The 20,639-nt window shown below is 62.9% G+C and carries 17 protein-coding genes; 14 read left to right on the forward strand and 3 right to left on the reverse strand.

Translation table 11 applies throughout. The features are described 5' to 3' along the window. Positions 1–94: 94 nt before the first annotated feature. The 8 genes from D3242_RS01600 to D3242_RS01635 all read left to right on the forward strand — a co-directional run bounded on the left by D3242_RS01600 (position 95) and on the right by D3242_RS01635 (position 9,888). A complete protein-coding gene (locus D3242_RS01600) occupies positions 95–883 on the forward strand; it encodes a HalD/BesD family halogenase (RefSeq protein WP_064983197.1) in 789 nt (262 codons plus the stop codon). 120 nt (positions 884–1,003) lie between these two features. Next, positions 1,004–1,696, forward strand: a complete 693-nt coding sequence (locus D3242_RS01605; RefSeq protein WP_019856882.1) for a GntR family transcriptional regulator — start codon at positions 1,004–1,006, stop codon at positions 1,694–1,696. A gap of 37 nt (positions 1,697–1,733) precedes the next feature. Further along, positions 1,734–2,837, forward strand: coding sequence for a mandelate racemase/muconate lactonizing enzyme family protein (locus D3242_RS01610; protein WP_019856881.1), 1,104 nt, complete (start codon positions 1,734–1,736; stop codon positions 2,835–2,837). Position 2,838: 1 nt separating this feature from the next. Next, a complete protein-coding gene (locus D3242_RS01615; RefSeq protein WP_064983199.1) occupies positions 2,839–4,023 on the forward strand; it encodes a mandelate racemase/muconate lactonizing enzyme family protein in 1,185 nt (394 codons plus the stop codon). Between the two features lie 265 nt (positions 4,024–4,288). Next, on the forward strand, positions 4,289–5,953 hold the full coding sequence (locus D3242_RS01620; RefSeq protein ID WP_019856879.1) for an ABC transporter substrate-binding protein: 1,665 nt from the start codon (positions 4,289–4,291) through the stop codon (positions 5,951–5,953). Between the two features lie 71 nt (positions 5,954–6,024). Further along, positions 6,025–6,978 carry an ABC transporter permease gene (locus D3242_RS01625; RefSeq protein ID WP_081296031.1) on the forward strand — a complete coding sequence of 318 codons (954 nt, stop codon included), beginning with the start codon at positions 6,025–6,027 and terminating at the stop codon, positions 6,976–6,978. Next, positions 6,975–7,853 (forward strand): ABC transporter permease, encoded by an 879-nt coding sequence (locus D3242_RS01630; protein ID WP_038645296.1) that lies wholly within the window; start codon positions 6,975–6,977, stop codon positions 7,851–7,853. The genes D3242_RS01625 and D3242_RS01630 overlap by 4 nt, the downstream gene beginning before the upstream one ends. Continuing rightward, positions 7,846–9,888 (forward strand): ABC transporter ATP-binding protein, encoded by a 2,043-nt coding sequence (locus D3242_RS01635; protein WP_064983201.1) that lies wholly within the window; start codon positions 7,846–7,848, stop codon positions 9,886–9,888. The genes D3242_RS01630 and D3242_RS01635 overlap by 8 nt, the downstream gene beginning before the upstream one ends. A gap of 125 nt (positions 9,889–10,013) precedes the next feature. Here the strand turns inward: D3242_RS01635 and D3242_RS01640 are convergent, their stop codons facing one another. Then, positions 10,014–10,934, reverse strand: a complete 921-nt coding sequence (locus D3242_RS01640) for a LysR family transcriptional regulator (protein ID WP_064983202.1) — start codon at positions 10,932–10,934, stop codon at positions 10,014–10,016. A 113-nt stretch (positions 10,935–11,047) separates the two neighbouring features. On the opposite strand from D3242_RS01640, the gene D3242_RS01645 reads away from it, so the two are divergent. From D3242_RS01645 to D3242_RS01665, 5 genes are all read left to right on the forward strand, one after another. After that, positions 11,048–11,752 (forward strand): DUF427 domain-containing protein, encoded by a 705-nt coding sequence (locus D3242_RS01645; RefSeq protein ID WP_223217768.1) that lies wholly within the window; start codon positions 11,048–11,050, stop codon positions 11,750–11,752. An 88-nt stretch (positions 11,753–11,840) separates the two neighbouring features. Then, positions 11,841–12,605: an SDR family oxidoreductase gene (locus D3242_RS01650; protein WP_064983206.1), complete on the forward strand. Its 765-nt coding sequence runs from the start codon at positions 11,841–11,843 to the stop codon at positions 12,603–12,605. Between the two features lie 421 nt (positions 12,606–13,026). Continuing rightward, a complete protein-coding gene (locus tag D3242_RS01655) occupies positions 13,027–14,001 on the forward strand; it encodes an ABC transporter substrate-binding protein (protein ID WP_019856871.1) in 975 nt (324 codons plus the stop codon). Positions 14,002–14,077: 76 nt separating this feature from the next. Next, positions 14,078–15,151: a quaternary amine ABC transporter ATP-binding protein gene (locus tag D3242_RS01660; protein WP_027046596.1), complete on the forward strand. Its 1,074-nt coding sequence runs from the start codon at positions 14,078–14,080 to the stop codon at positions 15,149–15,151. Next, complete coding sequence (locus D3242_RS01665) at positions 15,148–17,127, forward strand: ABC transporter permease (RefSeq protein ID WP_019856869.1); 1,980 nt, start codon at positions 15,148–15,150, stop codon at positions 17,125–17,127. Before D3242_RS01660 ends, D3242_RS01665 begins: the two co-directional genes overlap by 4 nt. A gap of 134 nt (positions 17,128–17,261) precedes the next feature. Here D3242_RS01665 and D3242_RS01670 read toward each other — a convergent pair whose 3' ends face one another. Then, a complete protein-coding gene (locus D3242_RS01670; protein WP_038645283.1) occupies positions 17,262–18,620 on the reverse strand; it encodes an NAD(P)-binding domain-containing protein in 1,359 nt (452 codons plus the stop codon). A 263-nt stretch (positions 18,621–18,883) separates the two neighbouring features. Between D3242_RS01670 and D3242_RS01675 the strand changes: the two genes are divergently transcribed. Further along, complete coding sequence (locus tag D3242_RS01675; protein WP_064983208.1) at positions 18,884–19,597, forward strand: helix-turn-helix domain-containing protein; 714 nt, start codon at positions 18,884–18,886, stop codon at positions 19,595–19,597. On the opposite strand, the gene D3242_RS01680 is transcribed toward D3242_RS01675, so the two are convergent. After that, entirely contained in the window at positions 19,594–20,634 is a 1,041-nt protein-coding gene (locus D3242_RS01680; RefSeq protein ID WP_019856866.1) for a heme-dependent oxidative N-demethylase family protein, read from the reverse strand. The genes D3242_RS01675 and D3242_RS01680 overlap by 4 nt on opposite strands. Positions 20,635–20,639 lie beyond the last annotated feature (5 nt).

A 20,639-nucleotide genomic window follows, 5' to 3' on the forward strand; every position in this document is an offset into this window, starting at 1 on the left:
TCCATAAGTTTTTCTTGCTCATTCCTAATAATTTTCGCCGTTGAGAGAAAGAATTTTTTGCGATCTTCTGTGCCCAACCGATGGAGCACGCGACATGAAAGACATTCTCGATCTCGACCGTTATCCGCTCGACCGCGAAGGCAGCGCCGAATGGAAGCGCCTCGTCGAACAGTCGATCGAAGCCCTCCGGACCGACGGCATGTTCAATCTCGAAGGTTTTCTGCGGCCCGGCGTCGCCGAACAGGCGGTGCGGGAAATCAAGCCGGTGATGGACACGCAGTCCCATGTCCACAAGCGCATGCACAACATCTACTTCAAGCCCAGCATTCCCGAGCTCGCACCCGACCACCCCGCTTTGCGCAAGGTCGAAACCATCAGTCACACTGTGTGCGCCGACCAGATTCCGGACAGCACCGTGCTTGCCATCTACGAATACGAGCCGCTCGTGCATTTCCTGGCGGCGACGATGGGCAAGGAAAAACTGCATGTCATGCAGGATCCGCTGGCCCGCACCAATGTCATGGCCTATCGCGCCGGCGAGGCGCTGAACTGGCATTTCGACCGCTCGGAATTCACCACGACGCTGCTTTTGCAGCAATCGCAACGTGGCGGCGACCTCGAATACCGCACCGATCTCAGATCGGATGACGACCCGAATTATGAGGGCGTCGCCAGGCTGCTCGAAGGCCGTGATCCCGACGCCAAGATCCTGCGCATGAAGCCGGGTACGCTCAATGTGTTCCGCGGCAAGAACACCGCGCACCGCGTCACCACGGTCGAAGGCGAGCGCGAACGCATGATCGCGGTGTTCTCCTACTACGAGAAACCAGGCGTGATGTTCAGCGCCGAGGAGCGGGTCGGCTTCTACGGCCGCGCGGCCTGAGCCGCCCAAACCGCGTCCGTATCGGAAATGCCGGGCGACGATGAAAAATCCGAAATGCCATCTTGTTAGATTGTCGACAATCTGATTGTCTTGCCCACTGTACTCGCTGGAGTGGGCCGGATGGTGACGACGGATTTCAGCCCGATTGCCGATACGACGCGTCGCGCCGAAATCGTCGCGCTCCTGCGGCGCGCCATCCTGACCGGGCAACTGCAACCTGGCCAGAAGCTCAACGAGCTCAGAATCTCCGAACAGATGCGGGTCAGCCGCGCGCCATTGCGCGAGGCGATGCGCGAGTTGGTGCAGGAAGGCATCCTGACCAGCATTCCATATGCTGGCACCTTCGTCATCGACGTCACCGCCAAGGACATCGACGATGCCTATTCGCTCAACCAGGTGCTGGATGAGTTCGCCATCGAACGAACATGGCCCCAGCGCGACCAGCGTTTCTTCGATGAACTTGACCGGCGCCACGAAGCGGTGAAGCAGGCGACACGCAACCTCGACACCACAAGGCAGATCGAAACCGCGCTGCAACTGCACGGACTGATCTATGAATGGGCCGACAATTCAGTGCTTCTGGAAACCTGGCAACGACTGACCAGCCGGCTTCAGATGTATTTCGCGCTGCACCAGCATGCGCGCAACGAGCCGGTGCCGGCCGAAGACGTCCATGAGATCTACGTGCAACTGATGAAGGGCGCCGATATGCGCGCTGCCCAGCGTCATGCACGCGAACATATCAATCTCGACTTCGAGCAGTTGCTCTCCTATGCGCGCAGCCTCGAACAGCGTCCGTCAAAGGGCGCCTGACCAATTCCCAGACATCGCAGCCAGCGGACAGACAGAAGTGCAGATCAAATCCATCAAAGCCTACCATGTCGTGCAGCCCTTCGTGGACGGCCCCTACCGCATGTCCAAGGGGCGCCAGGCCGACGCCTTTGACGCGGTGATCGTCGCCATCACCGCCGACAGCGGCCTGACCGGCTGGGGTGAAATGGCGCCGCTCGGCAATTTCTACTCGGCCGCGTTTCCAGCAGGAACACGCGCGGGCGTGCCGGAAATCGCGCCGCATCTCATCGGCCACGATCCGCGCGGCCTCGCCAGCATCGGCCGGCTTATGGACACGGTGTTCAAGGGCCATCCCTACATCAAGTCGGCGCTCGACATGGCCTGCTGGGATCTCGCCGCGCGCGCCGCCGACGTGCCGCTGGTGACCATGCTCGGCGGCCGCGAGAGCGACATGGCGGAGACCTACCGGGTCGTCACCCACGGCACGCTCGATCAGATGGCGGCACTGGCAAAAAGGATCATCGCGGAGGGCTGTCGGCGTTTGCAGGTCAAGGTCGGCGGCAATGTGCACGACGACATCGAGCGGGTGACGACGGTCGCCTCGGCCGTGCCGAAAGGTACGGTGATTTTCTGCGACGCCAATGCCGGCTGGACACCCTATCAGGCACGGCAGTTCGCCGATGCCACGCGCGGCATCGACTACACGTTCGAGCAGCCCTGCACGACGATCGAGGAGAACATGTCGGTGCGCCGCATGCTCGACAAGCCGATGGTGCTCGACGAATCCGTCACCTCGCTGGAAGCGATGCTGGAGATTCACCGCCTGGGCGCGGCCGACGGGTTGACGCTGAAGATCTCGCGGTTGGGCGGTGTGACCAAGACCCGGCAGATTCGCGACGTTGCCGTCGACCTCGGCTTCATGATCACTGTCGAAGACACAGGCGGCGCCGAGATCGACACGGCAGCGATGGCGCATCTGTCGCTGTCGACGCCGGAGGAGCGCCGGCTGCATGCCATTGCCTTCCATCAATGGGTGACGGTGCGCACGGCCTTCAACGCCCCGCCGGTCACCGGCAGCCATATGGGCGTTCCAGACGGACCCGGCCTCGGCATCGACGTGGACCCGAGCCTGCTCGGCAAGCCTTTCTTCGAGATCGGCTGAGATGAAAATCCGCGGTATCACGGCAACGCCGATCAATCTTCGTCTCGAAGCGCCCTATGGCTGGGTGTTCGGCGAGCTCGACGGGTTTTCGCAGACCATTGTCGAGGTCGAGACCGAGGAAGGGCTGATCGGCCTCGGCGAGGCGCCGACGCCAGCGGCGGCCGCGATCATCAACGATGTTCTGGCCGCGCGCCTGGTGGGCCGCGATGCCTTCGACATCGCCGGCGCCGAGCATGTCTGCCTGCCCTACTGGACCGGCGTGCAGTCGATCAACGACCGCACCCGCATCATGGCCTTCGGCGCAATCGAGATGGCGCTGTGGGACCTGCGCGGCAAGGCGTGGAAGCAGCCGCTCTATCAGCTGCTCGGCGGCGCCGTGCGCAAGGATATCCCGTTCACCGACTATTTTTCGCTGCGCGGCGATGGACCCAAGGTGAAGGGCGAGACGACGCCGGAAGAAGTCGCCGACTATTGCGTCGAGCTGCACGAGACGCATGGCACGACCTTCTTCGAAGGCAAATTCTCGACCGAAGACCCGAAAGTCTCGCTCAGAATGGTCGAGCTGATCCGTGAAAAACTCGGCGACGAGGCGATGATCCGCATCGATTCCAACCAGGCCTATTCGCTGGCGACGGCGCGGCGGCTGGCGCGGCCGCTGGAAGAGCTCGGCGTGCGCAACTGGGAGGATCCGGTGGCGACGATCGAGGAGATGCGCCAGTTGCGGCAGCATTGCTCGATCCCGTTCTCGACCCACAACATCGACATTGCGCGCGCCATGGACCTCAAGGTTCCCGATGCCTTCGTCGGCAATCCGACGGCGCATGGCGGCATCGGCCGCCTCACGCGTTTCGTCGGCGCCTGCGAGCACGCCGGCGTCGATTTCTGGTGCTACAGCGGCGACAGTGGCATCGGCAGCGCGGCCTATCTGCATCTTTGCGCGGCGCTTGGCTGGATCCGGGAGCCGAACCAGTCGCTGTTTCGCATGCAGCCCATGGACATTACCGAGGAAGGGCCGTTTTCGCCGAGGAACAATGTCGTGCGCGTCCCGGAAGTCCCCGGTCTCGGCGTCACCTTATCGCGGAAAAACCTCACGGCCTGCCATCGCGATTTCGTCGAGAACGGCCCGTGCAACAAATATCATGACCCGGCGAAGCCCGGAACATATCGCCGCCTGCCGCTGAACTAGGAGACCGAGAAGGAAAGGAGACTAGCCAACACAAGGGTCCGCCGTAGCAATCTGGATCGCCACGACAGGGCCTGACGGGTGAAAGCATGGCCTCAAGAAAATCTGAACCCTGCGCCGCCAGGATCGGATGGACCAGGAAAGACAGCATGCTACAGTCCCGGTCGACCGACTTCGTTGATGACCGGGACAAGGAGAACTCCACGGAATTTCGTCAACTGGAAGTGCATTCTTCAGCCATAAGAAACAAGGGGAAAGGGTTAAACCCATGAGCAAGAACTACCGCATTCTCGACCTGATCCGTCGCAATCGCTCGCCGCTCGAAAACCATCTCATCGACGGTCTCGTCGACGGCCGTGTCAGCCGCCGCGACTTCATTCGCCACGGCAGTCTGCTCGGCCTGTCGCTGCCGCTTCTGGGCGGCATCACCACCGCTGCCGGCCTTAGTGGCATGCCGTCGCTCGCCCGCGCCCAGGGCGCGCCCGGCGCGACCATCCGTGTCGGCAGCAGCGTGCCGGCGGCAACCATCGACCCGGTCACCATCGCCGATGCCGGCGGCCTGCTGATCATGCAGCAGGTTGCCGAATTCCTCTGCGTCGACGGCCCCGACCTGGTGCTCAAGCCGGCACTGGCCGAAAGCTGGAAGCCTAACGACAACGGCACGGTGTGGACCTTCAAGCTGCGCAAGGGCGTCAAATTCCACTCAGGCGGCGAGATGAAGGCCGACGACGTCGTAGCCAGCATCGACCGCCTCGCCGACCCGGCAAACTCGTCCAACGCGTTGTCGGTGTTCACCGGCATTCTGCAGAAGGGCGCCACCAAGAAGGTCGACGACTACACGGTGGAATTCCATCTCGACGCCCCGAACGGCAACTTCCCCTACATGGTGTCGTCCGACAACTACAACGCCGTCATCATCCCGGCGAGCTACAAGGGCGACTACGAGAAAAGCTTCGACGGCACCGGGCCGTTCAAGATCGAAAAATACACGGCCAAGGTCGGCGCCTCCTTCGTCCGCAACGAGGACTATTGGGGCGAAAAGGCTCTGCCGGAGCGCACCGAGTTCACCTTCTTCGCCGACATGCAGCCGCAGATCCTGGCGCTGCAGGGCGGACAGATCGACATCATCAACCAGATGCCGGTGCTCGCGGGCGTCGCCCTGCTCAATGATCCGAGCGTCGACATCATCAGCCTGAAGTCGGTCGCGCACCAGCAACTGCATCTGCGCTGCGATTCCGATCCGTTCAAGGACCCGCGCGTGCGCCGCGCCATCGCGCTCAGCCTCGATCGCGACAAGCTGGTCGCCGGCCTGATGAAGGGCCGCGCTTCGGCCGGCAATGACAGCCCGTTCGCGCCTGCCTATCCTTCGACCGATACCAGCGTGCCGCAGCGCAAGCAGGACATCGCGCAGGCCAAGCAGTTGATGGAAGCGGCCGGCGCCGGCAAGGGTTTCAAGGTGACCCTGACCACCGAGCGCTACCTGGAAATACCGGAATACGCCCAGCTCATCCAGAACTGGGTCAAGGAGATCGGCATCGAGCTCGAGCTCAACATCCTCGACCAGGGCGCGTATTACGGCGACGCCGTATTCGGCAAATCGAACTGGCTGGATTCGGTGATGGGCATCACCGACTACGGCCACCGCGGCGTGCCGAACGTGTACCTTGCAGCACCGCTGAAGAGCGACGGCACCTGGAACGCCGCGCACTTCAAGAACAAGGACTATGACACGCTGGCGACCAGCTATATCGCCGCGCTCGATCTCGAGGCGCAAAAGGCGACGGCGGGCAAGATCCAGAACCTGCTGCTCGAGGAAACGCCCGTCATCTTCGGCTATTTCTACGACTATCTGACGGCGACGGCGAAGGGCGTGGCCGGCGTGCAGCCGACCGCCATGTCGCAGCTGTTCCTCGAAAAGGCATCGAAGGCCTAAAACGAAAGGGAAAGCCAATCCTCTAACAGCCAGCTCCCGCGTGGGGGCTGGCTCCACAAGGAGTCTTAGCCATTCTCTCCTTCTTTGCACGGCGTGTGTCGCTGTCGCTGGTTACATTGTTCCTGCTCAGCATCATGGTGTTCCTGGGCGGCCAGGTGCTGCCCGGCAATGTCGGGCGCGCGATCCTGGGGCCGTTTGCCGACCAGCGCGCTGTCGACGCGCTCAATCACACGCTGGGCGTCGATCGGCCGCTGCTCACCCAATATGCGACCTGGATCTGGAATTTCATCCGCGGCGACATGGGCACATCCTACATCTTCCGCTCGCCGGTGGCGCCGTTCGTCATCGATGCCTTGGGCAATTCGATGAAGCTGGCCGCGGTCGCCTTCGTGCTGGTGGTGCCGATCGGCATCCTCGGCGGCGTCGTGGCCGCGCTCAACCTTAACCGCCCGCTCGACCGTATCATCAGCCTGGGCGGCCTGTCGGTGACGGTGTTGCCGGAATTCGTCACCGGCATCATCCTGATCCTGATCTTCGGCGTCTGGCTGCGCTGGCTGCCGATATCGGCGGCATGGCCGAAGAACGCCGGCTTCTTCACCCAGCTCTACTATCTGATCCTGCCGTCTCTGCCGCTGTTCCTGGTGCTGTTCGGCTATATCGCGCGCATGGCGCGCTCCGGCATGATCGAAGCGCTCGATTCCGACTATACGCGAACGGCGGTGCTCAAGGGCCTGCCCTGGCGCACGGTGATCTGGCGCCATGTGGTGCGCAATGCGCTGCTGCCGACCATCACCGTCATCGCCACCCAGACCGGCTATCTCATCGGCGGCCTGGTGGTGATCGAGACGCTGTTCCGCTACCAGGGCATCGGCTCGCTGATCTTCACCGCCGCGCGCGGCAAGGATTTCCCGATGCTGGAATCCGGTATCCTCACCATCGGCATCGTCTATGCCGTGGCGACATTGATCGCCGACTTCCTCTATTCCGTACTCAATCCGCGTATTCGGCTGGGGTCAGACCAATGAGCGCCGTCCAGACCACCTCCCCTCCGCAAGACGATACGCGCCGGCGCAGCCCCATGGCGGAAGTCTTTTTCTCGCTCATGCGCTCGCGGACCTTCCTTGTCGGTCTCTTCATCGTGCTGTTCTGGGTCGCCTGCGCACTGTTCGGCGAGCACTTCGCACCCTACGACCCGCTTGCCGACGACATCATCAATGCGTTGGCGCCGCCCTCGTCCGAACACTGGTTCGGTACCGACCAGATCGGCCGCGACGTCTTCTCGCGCGTCATCGTCGGCTCGCGCGACATCCTCACCGTCGCCCCGCTGGCAACCTTGCTGGCGACGGTCGCCGGCACGGCACTCGGCCTGCTCACCGGCTATTTCCGCGGTATCGTCGACGATGTCGTCAGCCGCATCCTGGAAGCCTTCATGGCCATCCCCGTGGTCATTGTCGCGCTGCTCGCGATCGTCGCGCTCGGCACCTCCAAGGCCACCGTCATCGTCGTCATCGGCCTGAGCTTCGCGCCGATCATCGCCCGGACCGTGCGCTCGGCGGTGCTGGCCGAGCGCGAACTCGATTATGTCGCCGCCGCGCAGCTCAGGCACGAGAGCGCCTTCCACACGATGTTCGTCGAGATCCTGCCCAACGTCATCCCGCCGATTCTGGTCGAGACCACCGTGCGGCTGGGCTACGCCATCTTCGCGGTCGCCACGCTCTCCTTCATGGGCTTCGGCATCCAGCCGCCCTCACCCGACTGGGGGCTGTCGATCTCCAGCAACTACGGCATGATCGGCGGCGGCTTCTGGTGGACAGTGCTGTTCGACGCGCTCGCCATCGCCTCGCTGGTGATCGGTGTCAACCTTGTGGCCGACGGCGTGCATGGAGCGCTCAATGACTAGTTCCGCAAAGGCTGAAAACGCCCTCGAACTGCACGACCTGTCGGTCGCCTACCGGGTCGCCGGGCGCAACCGCGCCGTGCTGCGCAATCTCAGCCTCAAGATCAGGCAAGGCGAGGCCTATGGGCTGGTCGGCGAATCCGGCTGCGGCAAATCCACCGTGGCGCTCACCGTCGTGCGCTATCTGCCAAGGAACGGCTCGATATCGGGCGGCGCGATCTCGCTCGACGGCCAGGACGTCATGAAGCTCGATGCCGAGGCCTTGCGGCGGGCGCGCGCCGAAAGCGTCTCGATGGTCTATCAGGATCCCGGCAAGGCGCTGAACCCGTCGATTCGCATCGGCCGGCAACTGACCGAGATCTTCGAGCTCGGCGGCATCACGGGACAGGCGGCGACCGATCGCGCCATCGCCATGCTCAACCGCGTGCGCATCTCCGATCCGCCAAGCGTCATGCAGCGCTATCCGCACCAGCTCTCCGGCGGCATGCAGCAGCGCGTGGCGATCGCCATGGCGCTGGCCAACGATCCCTCGATGCTGATCCTCGACGAGCCGACCACCGGCCTTGATGCGACGGTCGAAGCCGAGGTGCTCGACCTCATTGCGCAGCTCAGGCAAGAGCTCTCGGCCTCGATCCTGTTCATCAGCCACAACCTCGCCGTCGTCTCCAACATGTGCGACCGCGTCGGCGTGCTCTATGCCGGCATGCTGGTGGAAGAAGGGCCGACGGATGTCGTCTTCAACGATCCGCGCCATCCCTATACGGTCGCGCTGCTGCGCTGTCTGCCACGCGGCGGCCAGCGCAAGGACCAGGGCCGGCTCGACACCATTCCGGGCTTCCTGCCCGGCATAGGTGCCGACATCAAGGGCTGTGCCTTTGCCGACCGCTGTGCGCTCGCCGACAATCGCTGCCGCACCGAATTGCCGCCGCTCTATGATTTGAGCGACGAGCGCGGCAAGCGCCTGTCGCGCTGCTTCCATCACGACAAGGCGCAGGCTCTGCCGCGCGCCACACCGAGCGATGTTGCGACAGCGCCCAAGCCGACAACCGCGCCGGTGCTGCGCGTTGCCGGACTGAACAAGACCTATGCCAGCCACGGCCATCCCTTGCGCGCCGTCAAGGATGTCTCGCTTGATCTGCGGCCCGGCGAGACGCTGGGGCTGGTCGGCGAATCCGGCAGCGGCAAGACCACCTTCGCCAGGCTGCTGCTCGGCCTTGTGCCGCCCGATGACGGCGGCACCATCGAACTCGAGGGCAAGGCGCTGGCGCCGAAGCTGGAGAACCGTGGCGACGACCAGGTCAAGGCGATGCAGATCGTCTTCCAGAACCCGGACTCCGCGCTCAACCGCTCGCATTCGATCCGCCACATTCTCGGCCGCGCCTTGAAGCGGCTGGCCGGCCTCTCCGGCAAGGCGCAGGAGGCACGCCTCGACGATCTCGTCCGCTCGGTGCGCCTGACCGACCGGCATCTCGCCGTCAAGCCGCGCCAGCTGTCAGGCGGCCTGAAGCAGCGCGTCGCCATTGCGCGCGCCTTTGCCGGCGATCCGCGCATCGTCGTCTGCGACGAGCCGACCTCGGCGCTCGACGTCTCGGTCCAGGCGGCGATCCTCAACCTGCTCGCCGACCTGCAATCGAAGGAAGATGTCAGCTACATCTTCATCTCGCACGACCTTGGGGTGGTGCGTTACCTCTCCGACAAGATCGCCGTGCTCTATCTCGGCCGCATCATGGAGATCGGACCTTCGGAGGAAGTCTTCTCCGGTCCGCATCATCCCTATACCGAGGCATTGCTGTCGGCTGTGCCGAAGCTCGACCAGACCGAGACGGCGCGCATCCGGCTCGACGGCGAAATCCCCAGCGCCACCAACCCGCCCCCGGGCTGCGTCTTCAACACACGCTGCCCGCGCAAGATCGGCCCGATCTGCGAGCAGCAGGAGCCGCCGCTGGCCGAAGCGCAGCCTGGCCATTCCATCCGCTGCCATATCCCCTACCCGGAACTTGCCAGGCTGCAGAAGGCCGCCGTGATTGAACCGGCATAGCAGGATATTGCCGGCCGGCTACCTCAGGCCGGCCATGCCTAGAGCAATTCCAGGAAAAGTGTGAAACGGTTTTCCCGGGAAAAGCGCGTAGCGCTTTCCCTTAGGAATTGCGTCAAAACAAGGAGTTAGAGCAGTTCATCGTTTCCGCGAAATGTGAACTGCTCTAAGGAACGGTCGCCTTCCGAAAAACCCTGTTCGCTGGTCCAGTCCCTGGCCAGCGAGCGCAAGCCCGTCAGGGCGACATCCAGAACATCCGACGAGACGGGATTCGATGGATAAGCGAGATAGATCGGCCGCTGGAACACCGGCGTGTTGTCGATACGCCGCATCTCGCCGCGCTCGATGTGAGTGCTGACGGCGCTGAGCGGCAGATAGGCGGCCGCTTGCCGCGACAGCACATGCTGCAGGCCGATGAAGACCAGGCCAGCCGAGATGGCTGGCTTCACCATGCCGGCAAAGGCGCGGTCATGCTCGATGCGGAATTCGAGCCCCCAATCCATCAGTATGTAGTTTTCGGTCCATGGCTTGGTCTGCGCCGCATGCTGGACGAGCACGACCTGATCGACGGCCAGCGTCTCATAGACGATGCCGGGATGCGGGCGCGGCAGATAGAGGATGCAGATGTCGAGCAGGCCTTCCGCCAGCTGGTCGATCGCCAGATCCGGGAAACTGCCCTCGAGGCGCAGCGCCACGTTCGGCCGCCTGGCGCGCATCCACTCGACCCATGGCGAAGTGATCCGGTCCCACAGGTAGGCGGGAGCGGTCAGCCGCAGCAGGCTGTCATAGCCATGGGGAACGGCGATATTCTGCCTCGATTGCTCCCAGGTGCGGGTGATGGACGAGGCGTGCGGCAGGAATTGCCGGCCGGCGGGCGTCAGCTTGACGCCGTCGCGGTCGCGCACGAAAAGCCGGCGCCCCAACTGCTCCTCCAGCCCCCTGATCCGCGCGCTGACGGTCGACTGCGCGAGATTGAGCCGGCTGGCCGCCACGGTGAAGCTGCCATGTTCGGCGACCTCCAGGAAACTGCGCAGGTTCTCTGTATCCATGGCTTAGACCTTGCATCGAAGATTTCACCTATTATGACAGCGGCAGCTACCAGCTGGTTTTCCAGACCGCCGAATTCCTGTGCATCACGCAGCCGGATCTCACCCTGAGGCCGGTGCTGGCGGAAAGCTGGTCGCCGGCGCTGGTGCTCTACGAATCCGATCATCTGCCGGTTTACTACTTTCCGATGAGCGACGTGCGCGAGGAGTTCCTGCTGCCGAGCAGGACGACGACAGAAAGCCCGTTCAAGGGCGTCGCCACGCATTATTCGCTGAACACCGGCATAACGCTGGTCGAGGATGCCGCCTGGCGTTATCTGGATCCGGTCAAGGGATCGCCTGACCTATCGGACTACATGTCCTTCTATTGGCCCAAGATGACGCACTGGTACGAGGAAGACGAAGAGATCTTCGTCCACGCCCGCGACCCGTTCCGCCGGGTCGACTGCCTGCCCTCCTCGCGGCGGGTGCAGGTCATTCTCGACGGCGAACAGGTCGCCGATTCACGCCGTGGCATATTTCTGTTCGAAACCGGCCATCCGGTGCGCCACTATCTGCCGATCTCGGACACGCGGCTCGATATGTTCGCGCCCAGCCGCTACATTTCGCGCTGCCCCTACAAGGGCATCTCCAACTACTATCACGTGACGACGCCCAAGAAGCGGCACGAGAATCTCGTCTGGTACTATCCCGAGCCGGTGCATGAGGCCGCGCGCATCAAGGGACTGGTCTGCTTCCACCACGAACTGGTCGACAAGATCCTGGTCGACGGCGTCGAGATCCCGAAAGAGGCGACGGCGGCATCGGACGGTTATTTCTAGGCATCGCCGCCCCTTGCCGGCTTGCGCATTGAGCGCTTGATCGAAACATGGCCCAGCGCATACCTTCCCTGAAACGGGAGGGCTATCGATGGATCTTTTCAAGCTGGATGGCGATGTCGCGCTGGTCACCGGTGCCGGCAGCGGCATTGGCCAGGCAATCGCAATTGGATTGGCCGAGGCAGGAGCCGACGTCGCGTGTTTCGGTCATGCGTCGAAAGGTGGGCTTGAGGAGACCGCGCACCAAGTCACGGCACTTGGCCGCAGGGCTTTGGTGCTGACCGGCACGGTCGCTTCGGCGAGCGATCTGGCGGCGGCAATCGATCGCGTCGAGGCCGAACTCGGTGCATTGACCGTTGCCGTCAACAATGCCGGCATCGCCGGTTCGGAACCGGCCGAGACCTTGTCGCTCGAGACATGGCAGAAGGTGCACGAGGTCAACGTCGCCGGCGTGTTCCTGTCCTGCCAGGCCGAAGCCCGCAAGATGCTGGCGCGCCGCGAAGGCTCGATCATCAACATCGCCTCGATGTCCGGCACTATAGTCAATCGCGGATTGACGCAGGCGCACTACAACTCCTCGAAAGCCGCCGTCATCCACATGTCCAAGAGCCTTGCCATGGAGTGGGCTGATCGCGGATTGCGCGTCAATGTCGTCAGCCCAGGCTATACGCTGACACCGATGAACAAGCGGCCGGAGGTGGCGGAGGAGATCAAGATCTTCAAGCGCGACACGCCGATGGGGCGCATGGCCGCGCCGGAGGAAATGGTCGGGCCGACGGTGTTCCTGGCCAGCCGCGCGTCGAGCTTCGTCACCGGCCTCGACCTGATCGTCGATGGCGGCTACGTCTGCTGGTAGGGCCACATCTCGCCGAACTTCGCCTGCAGTCTGAATTTGTGCATCTGCGAAGCGTTAGTCGTTGCGCGAGATGAACGTTGGTATATATAATTTCATCCTATGAAAGGGCTTGGCGAGATGGGGCTTGCCATGCCGACAGCCGAGATCATGGGACCTTGATGGCTTGCACCTTGCCGGGCGCCGCAAGACTGGCAATTGATCCGCAGATGATCGCTCCACCAGCGGTCTGTCGGCAGCCATGACGCGGACGGCATATTCCATCATCACGAGAATTGAGCACCATCTTGCCTGCGCTGGCCAAGGCCAGGGCGACAATTTTGGCGCCGACGGACTTGCGCAGCGAACCGCCTTTCCAACACAATCAAGAAAAGCCGCAAGAAGGGAACGACCGATAACCGTCACAGCTTGAAGGAGAACAAGCATGTCATTTCGCAGTCGAGTTTCAAAACTATCGATGGGCGCCGTTGCGCTCGCAACGCTGAGTCTGCTGACACCTTCCGCCCAGGCCGCCGCACCGGAATCCAACGACCCGATCAAGATCGCGCTGTTCGACTGGACCAGCGTCAATCTCAACGCCAAGATCCTCGGCGGCATCCTGGAAAAGCTCGGCTATACCGTTGAATACCCGACCGCCGACTACCTCTCCAGCCTGACCACCGGCCTCACCAATGGCGACCTCGATGTCGGCCTGGAGTTCTGGGACACGACAGCCGGCGAGGCGATGAAGGCCTCCGATGCGACCGGCCAGACCGAGCGGCTGGGCAAGCTCGGCCCGAAGGCCAAGGAAGAGTGGTGGTTTCCTGAATACATGAAGGAGAAATGCCCAACCTTGCCAGACTGGCATGCCTTGCTCGACGCCACATGCGCGGCTTCGTTCTCGACGGCGGAGACCGCACCAAAGGGGCGCTATCTCGGCGGCCCAGTGACCTGGGAAGGCTTTGACGACGAGCGCGTCGCGGCACTGAAACTGCCCTTCACCGTCATCCATGCCGGCACCGATGCGGCGATGTTCGCCGAACTCGATTCCGCCTATCAGCGCAAGGCGCCGATCATGCTGTGGATCTATTCGCCGCACTGGGCGCCGGCCAAGTACAAGGGCGAATGGGTGCAGTTCCCCGAATACACGCCTGAATGCTACAACGATCCGAAATGGGGCGTGAACCCCGACGCCAAATATGATTGCGGCAAGCCGCATGGCGAGATCTGGAAATATGCCTGGAACGGCATGAAGGACAAATGGCCGGTCGCCTACAAGGTGGCCAAGGCCTTCACGATCGATACCGACGAGCTCAACAAGATGAGCGGAGAGATCGACCTTGACGGCAAGAAGCCGGAAGATGTCGCCGCCGCCTGGATCGCCGCCCACGAGGCAGACTGGAAAGCCTGGGCGCAGTGATCGTTCCGACTGGAAAGCGAGACCCGGCCGTTGATCGGCCGGGTCCCAAGTCTTGATGTTCCAGAAGGACGATTGGATGACGACTGAACAGGGATCGACCCAACCAGGCACCAACGATCGCCCGGTAAAACTTGCCTGCCGCAATGTCTGGAAGCTGTTCGGGACGAACGCGGCCAGTTTCATCCGCGAGCGCGACGGCAAGGCCAGCATGGCCGATGTCAATGCTGCCGGACTGGTCGGCGCCGTGCGCGCCGTCGATCTCGAAATTCGCCAGGGCGAGATCTTCATTATCATGGGCCTGTCGGGCTCCGGCAAATCGACGCTGGTGCGCTGCATGTCGCGGCTGGTCGAGCCGAGCCATGGCAAGATCGAATTCGAGGGCAAGGACCTGCTCAAGATTTCCGATGCGGCGCTTATCGAATTGCGCCGCCACCGCATGGGCATGGTGTTCCAGAATTTCGCGCTGCTGCCGCATCTCAATGTGCTCGACAACATCGCCTTTCCGCTCGGCATCCAGGGGCAGGACCGGGCAACGCGCGAGGCGCGCGCCCGCGAGGTCATCGAGCTGGTCGGCTTGCGCGGCCGCGAGCATTTCTACCCACGCGAATTGTCCGGTGGCCAGCAGCAGCGCGTCGGCATCGCCCGCAGCCTGGCGACCAAACCGGAGATCTGGTTCCTCGACGAGCCGTTCTCCGCGCTGGATCCACTGATCCGGCGCGAGATGCAGGACGAGCTGATGCGGCTGCAGACCATGCTGCACAAGACCATCGTCTTCATCACCCATGATTTCGACGAGGCGATCCGGCTGGCCGACCGTATCGCCATCATGAAGGACGGCGAGGTCATCCAGATCGGCACGCCGGAGGAACTGGTGGTCAATCCGGCGACCGACTATGTCGCAGAGTTTACCCGCGACGTCGACCGCGCCAAGGTGATTTCGGCGCGCAGCCTGATGCGGACTTGCGATGGTTCGGAGCATGGCGGCACGGTTTCGCCTGATGCCAAGATCGCCAGTTTCTCGGCCAACATCGTCTCGGCCGGCAAGCCGTTCGCGGTGATCAACGGCACCGGCAAGCCGATCGGCGAAGTGACGCCGCAAGCGGTCATCGATCTGCTGGCCGGCATCGAGCACGCGAGAGCCGGCGCATGACGGTGGCGGCAAGCGCCAGCGAGGCCAGGCCGCCACTTCAGCGGTGGCTGCTCGTCTGGGCGGCGGCCCTTGCCGCTGTGCTGTTGGTGTTCCTGCTGCAGGACAGTGTCCCCTGGGCTGTCAACTATCCGGCCAGCGCCGTCGTACCGGTCGCCGACTGGGTCAGCGCGCTGATGGGCTGGATCAAGTCGAACCTGTCCTGGCTGACGCGCTCGATCACCGCGGTGCTCGGCGTGCCGCTCGATTTCGCGCTCAATCTCTTGGCCAAGAATTTCAAGATCGGCCATGGCGCGGACGCCTATGTACTGCCGCGCCTCTCCTGGGTTGGCGTCTGCGCCGTCGCCTTCATCGCCGGACATGCCGTAGGCGGTCGGAAACTCAGCCTGCTGGTCGGCGGCTGCTTCCTCTACATCGCACTGTTCGGCCAATGGACCAGCGCCATGCTGACGCTGGCGCTGATCTCCATCGCCGTGCCGTTCTGCATCGTCACTGGCCTGTTCGCCGGCATCTGGGCCTGGCGCAAGCCTTGGGCGGAAAGGCTCATCGTCTCCCCTGCCCTCGACCTGATGCAGACGATCCCGACCTTCGCATATCTCATCCCGATGCTGCTCCTGTTCGGCAACAGCCCGGTATCGGCGATGATCGCCACCGCCATCTTCGCCACGCCGCCGATGGTGCGGGCGACGATGCTCGGCCTCACCCGCGTGCCGCTGGAGATCGGCGAATTCAGCGACATGGCCGGCTGCACGGCGCGGCAGAAACTCTGGCGGGTGCTGTTGCCCTCGGCGCGGCCGACGCTGATGGTCGGCGTCAACCAGGTCATCATGCTGGCGCTCAACATGGTCATTATCGCCTCGATGATCGGCGCCGGCGGCCTCGGCTACGACGTGCTTCTGGCGCTGCGCGCGCTGAAGGTTGGCGAGGCGATGGAGGCTGGTCTCGCCATTGTGGCTCTGGCGATCGCGCTCGACCGGCTGAGTCAGGCCATCGCCCACAAGCAGGCGAAGGGCCATGTTCATCAGGCGGCGAACCCGAGCTTCTGGCGGCGCCATCCCAATCTGTCGCTGGCCATCGCCATCCTTGCCGTCACCACGCTGCTCGGCCTGTTCGTGCCGGCCTTCGCGGCGGTGCCGAAGGCGATCACCTTCACCACCGCGCCGCTGTGGAAGGCAGCGGTGAACTGGGTGACGATCAACTTCTTCGATGCGATCGAAGCCTTTCGCGTGGCGCTGATCCTCAACGTGCTGAACCCGGTGCGTGCCTTCTGCGAAGGCTTTCCCTGGCTGGGCGCGGTGTTCCTGCTCGGCCTTGCCGGCTATCAGCTCTCGGGCCTGCGCCTGGCGGCCCTGGTCGCCGCGCTGACCGCTTTCTGCGCCGTCACCGGACTGTGGGAAAAGACCATGGCCACCGTCTATCTCTGCGGCATCTCGGCCTTCATCGCATGCCTGATCGGCATCCCGGTCGGGCTGATGGCCGCGCGCAGCGACCGCTTCGAGAAGATCGTCACGCCCATCATCGACACGCTGCAGGTACTGCCGTCCTTCTGCTTCATCATCCCGGTGGTGATGCTGTTCAGAGTCGGCGACGTGACCGCCATGATTGCAACGATAGCCTTCGCCGTGGTGCCGGCGATCCGCTACACCAATCACGGCATAAGACAGGTGCCGCCGGCTCTGATCGAGGCGGCCAAGGTGTCGGGCTGCACGCCGCGCCAGACCTTCTTTCGCGTGCAATTGCCGCTGGCGCTTCCCGAGATCATGCTCGGCGTCAACCAGACCATCCTGATGGCGCTGGCGATGATCATCATCTGCGCCATGGTCGGCACGCGCGACCTCGGGCAGGAGGTGTTCATCGCGCTGTCCAAAGCCGATTCCGGCCGCGGCATTGTCGCGGGCCTGGCAATCGCCTTCATCGGCATCGTCGCCGACCGGCTGTTCAACGCCTGGACGGCGAAGGCGCGGGCAAGGCTGGGTTAGAGCAATTCCAGGAAAGTGTGAGCGGTTTTCCGTCCGGAATTTCTTCAAAAACAAAGCGCTAGAGCCGCTCACCGTTTCCGTTAAACGGTGAGCGGTGAGCGGTGAGCGGCTCTAGGTTGGAAGATGCGCCGCGGCTACTCCGCCGCGACGCCCTTCACCTCGAGATAGCTCTCCATGGAATCGTCCAGCGCCTGCAGCCAGGGCGTATGGTGCAGCGGCGCCATGGTGCCGGTCATCAGCGAACGGTAGGCGTGGTCGCGGAAGCCCATAATGTCTTCCGCCTTGTGGTGTTCCCATTCCATGAAAGTCTGGTTGACCGCCTCGACATCGAAGCCGGGATAGTCGGTCTGGTCCATCAATTCCTTGGTATAATCGCCCTGGAACCAGATCATCTGCTCGGCGTCTTCCAGCGTTTCCTCGCGGGCGCGCCATTTGGCGCTGTGCTCGGCCATCGCCTCGACTGACGGCAGCTTGATGCGGCCCATGATCACATCGCGGGCGAACCAGGCCTGCGCGTCGAACATGTTGAAGGTGTAGAACTGGTCCTGCATGCCGATATAGAACAGCTTCGGATTCTTTTCCCACACCACGCCTTCATAGAGATCGAGCGGCCACATGCGGTTGGCGGTCTTGAGCTTGAGGTCGTCGGTGAGGAAGGGGAAGGAATGGAGGTAGCCGGTGCACAGGATGATGGCGTCGACGTCCTTGGTCGAACCGTCCTTGAAGTGGGCTGTCTTGCCGACGACCTTCTGCAGCAGCGGCACCTCCTTCCAATTCTCCGGCCATTTGAAGCCCATCGGCTTGGAGCGATAGCTGGAGGTGATGGATTTGGCGCCGTATTTGTAGCATTGGGAACCGATGTCCTCGGCCGAATAGGAGCGGCCGATGATCAATATGTCCTTACCCTTGAATTCCATCGCGTCGCGGAAATCATGGCTGTGCAGAATGCGGCCGTTGAAGGTGGCAAAGCCCTCGAAATAGGGAACGTTGGGGACGGAGAAATGGCCTGAGGCGACGACGACGTTGTCGAACTCTTCGGAATAGGTGACGTCGTTGGCGCGGTCATGCGCGGTGACGGTGAATTTCTTGGTCTCGTCCGAGAAGGTCACCATGCGCACCGGGCTGTTGAAGCGCACCCATTTGCGCAGGCCCGATTTTTCGACGCGGCCCTTGATGTAGTCCCACAAAACGGCGCGCGGCGGATAGGAGCCGATCGGCCGGCCGAAATGCTCCTCGAACGTATAGTCGGCGAACTCCAGGCATTCCTTCGGCCCGTTCGACCAGAGGTAGCGGTACATCGAGCCATGCACGGGATCGCCATGCTCGTCGAGGCCGGTGCGCCAGGTATAGTTCCACAGGCCGCCCCAGTCCGACTGCTTTTCGAAGCAAACGATTTCAGGGATGTCGGCGCCCTTGTCCTCAGCCGACTTGAAGGCCCTGAGCTGTGCCAGGCCGGACGGTCCGGCGCCGATGACGGCAACACGCGTTTTCATTTCAAGGGCCTCCTCATTTTTTGATTTCCCCAGCGAAACAAATTTCACTGACAGTGACACTAATTGGCCCTTCGGTGCTGTCAACTGACATCTGCGGGAACAGCGTTTGCCCGCAAAGGATTCCTGGCGAAAAACCTACGCGGACAGAATCCATGGGATCGTCCGATGGCACTTAAGACGGCTTGCCGACACCGCCGCGCTGCTGTATCGCCAGCTCTGATGTTCACCTTGAGTGAAATTAATCCGCGAAATCCGGGAGCGACATGGCGAAAGACAGTTCCAAGGCCGGGCTTGCCGGTGCCAAGCCGAAGCCCCAGCCAAAGGTCTCGGCGGACGGCAAGACCATCCGCGCACCGCTGACGCAGAACCCACACGCCATCCGCGACACACGCGAGAAAGTTCTGGAGGTGGCTATCGGCCGCGAGGTGCGGGCGTTCCGCAAGAAGCTCGGTATCACCGTCGCCGATCTCGCCGTCGCCACCGACATTTCGCTGGGCATGCTGTCGAAGATCGAGAACGGCATCACCTCGCCGTCGCTGACCACGCTGCAGGCGCTGTCGCGGGCGCTCGGCGTTCCCGTCACCGCCTTCTTCCGCCGCTTCGAGGAGGAGCGCAGCGCTGTCTTCGTCAAGGCCGGCGAAGGCCTGGATGTCGAGCGCCGCGGCACGCGCGCCGGCCACCAGTACAATCTGCTCGGCCATATCGGGTCGAACACCAGCGGTGTCGTCGTCGAACCCTACCTGATCACGCTGACCGAGGATTCGGATGTGTTCCCGACCTTCCAGCACGAGGGCATGGAGTTCCTCTATATGTTGGAGGGCGAAGTCGTTTACCGGCACGGCAGCAACCTCTATCCGATGAAGCCGGGCGACAGCCTGTTCTTCGACGCCGACGCGCCGCACGGCCCGGAGCAGCTGACGAAACTGCCGATGCGGTATCTGTCGATCATCTGCTATCCGCAGAACAGCGCGGGTTAATCGGGCCCAAAACCCGGGCTGGTCGCGCTCCCATCATCCAGCTTCGACAGCCACTCGACCAGCGTCGGCCGGTACCGTGTCAGACCCTTGTAGGTGGCGAGTTCCTCGGGCAGGTCGCGGATGACGCGGTGCAGGCGGCGTGCCCATTTCGGCTGCGTCACCAGCTCGTCCATCTTGATCAGGTAGCAGCGGATCGGGAAGACGATGCCGTTGGAGCGCGGCAGCCGCCAGAAGCTTTGCAGCTCGACGCGCAGATGCACCTTGTCGCCGACATTCTCGGGCGTCACGGTCGTCCGGTCCGGACCCCATTTGTGGTAATTTTCCGGGCTGGTATCGAGGCGCGGATTGATGGTCATCGTCCAGTTGAGGCGCCGCGCCGGCTTGCCCTGCTGGATGTTGGTGAGGAATTTCAGCGCCCGCGTGAAAATCCCCTTCTCATGCGCCAGCGGCACCGGTGCATGCCACTCGAAAAAATTCATGCCGATGTCGAAATCCAGCGACCAGTCGGCCTGGGTGGTGACCATGCCGGCATCCATCCACAGATTGCCGTCGCGCTGATCGAGGATGCAGAAATCGCCCTGGCTCTGGCGGGTGATGTATTCCATCGGCCCGTAAGGCAGGGTCGAGGTGTCGCCGAATGTGAAGGTGTCGTCGATGCCGAGCGGCCGGTTGATCCAGCGCCAACGGTCGCCGTCCCGCGTCAGCGTGAAATGCTCGGGATAGCCCAGCGCCTGCTGTTCCATCAGCAGTTCGAGCAGATCCCAGCCGGCCAGCGTCATATGCGGCAGCGACTGGCAGCGCAGCGGATCCTCGGCGAGCACCAAAGCGCGGTCCTGCATCTCGGCGACGTAGTGCTCGTCGACATCGATCAGATTCTCCAGCACGCTGCCCTTCGGCCCGACGACGTGCGGCTCGATGTTGACCGCATACATGTAGGCGTCTTCATGGAACGGGAACGGGAACCGCCTGATGTGCTCCGGGCTGTTCCTGAAGGTGAAATCGTCGCGGAAGGTTTCCTTGCGAAAGGTGATGCCCAAGCTCG

It is taken from the genome of Mesorhizobium jarvisii (genome assembly GCF_003601985.1).
Classification (GTDB): domain Bacteria; phylum Pseudomonadota; class Alphaproteobacteria; order Rhizobiales; family Rhizobiaceae; genus Mesorhizobium; species Mesorhizobium jarvisii.

Excerpts from the sequence above, each read along its gene's own strand:
- D3242_RS01600 (WP_064983197.1), top strand. The coding sequence starts at position 95 with ATGAAAGACATTCTCGATCTCGACCGTTATCCGCTCGACCGCGAAGGC.
- D3242_RS01605 (WP_019856882.1), top strand. The coding sequence starts at position 1,004 with ATGGTGACGACGGATTTCAGCCCGATTGCCGATACGACGCGTCGCGCC.
- D3242_RS01615 (WP_064983199.1), top strand. The coding sequence starts at position 2,839 with ATGAAAATCCGCGGTATCACGGCAACGCCGATCAATCTTCGTCTCGAA.
- D3242_RS01620 (WP_019856879.1), top strand. The coding sequence starts at position 4,289 with ATGAGCAAGAACTACCGCATTCTCGACCTGATCCGTCGCAATCGCTCG.
- D3242_RS01630 (WP_038645296.1), top strand. The coding sequence starts at position 6,975 with ATGAGCGCCGTCCAGACCACCTCCCCTCCGCAAGACGATACGCGCCGG.
- D3242_RS01635 (WP_064983201.1), top strand. The coding sequence starts at position 7,846 with ATGACTAGTTCCGCAAAGGCTGAAAACGCCCTCGAACTGCACGACCTG.
- D3242_RS01640 (WP_064983202.1), bottom strand. The coding sequence starts at position 10,934 with ATGGATACAGAGAACCTGCGCAGTTTCCTGGAGGTCGCCGAACATGGC.
- D3242_RS01650 (WP_064983206.1), top strand. The coding sequence starts at position 11,841 with ATGGATCTTTTCAAGCTGGATGGCGATGTCGCGCTGGTCACCGGTGCC.
- D3242_RS01655 (WP_019856871.1), top strand. The coding sequence starts at position 13,027 with ATGTCATTTCGCAGTCGAGTTTCAAAACTATCGATGGGCGCCGTTGCG.
- D3242_RS01660 (WP_027046596.1), top strand. The coding sequence starts at position 14,078 with ATGACGACTGAACAGGGATCGACCCAACCAGGCACCAACGATCGCCCG.
- D3242_RS01665 (WP_019856869.1), top strand. The coding sequence starts at position 15,148 with ATGACGGTGGCGGCAAGCGCCAGCGAGGCCAGGCCGCCACTTCAGCGG.
- D3242_RS01670 (WP_038645283.1), bottom strand. The coding sequence starts at position 18,620 with ATGAAAACGCGTGTTGCCGTCATCGGCGCCGGACCGTCCGGCCTGGCA.
- D3242_RS01675 (WP_064983208.1), top strand. The coding sequence starts at position 18,884 with ATGGCGAAAGACAGTTCCAAGGCCGGGCTTGCCGGTGCCAAGCCGAAG.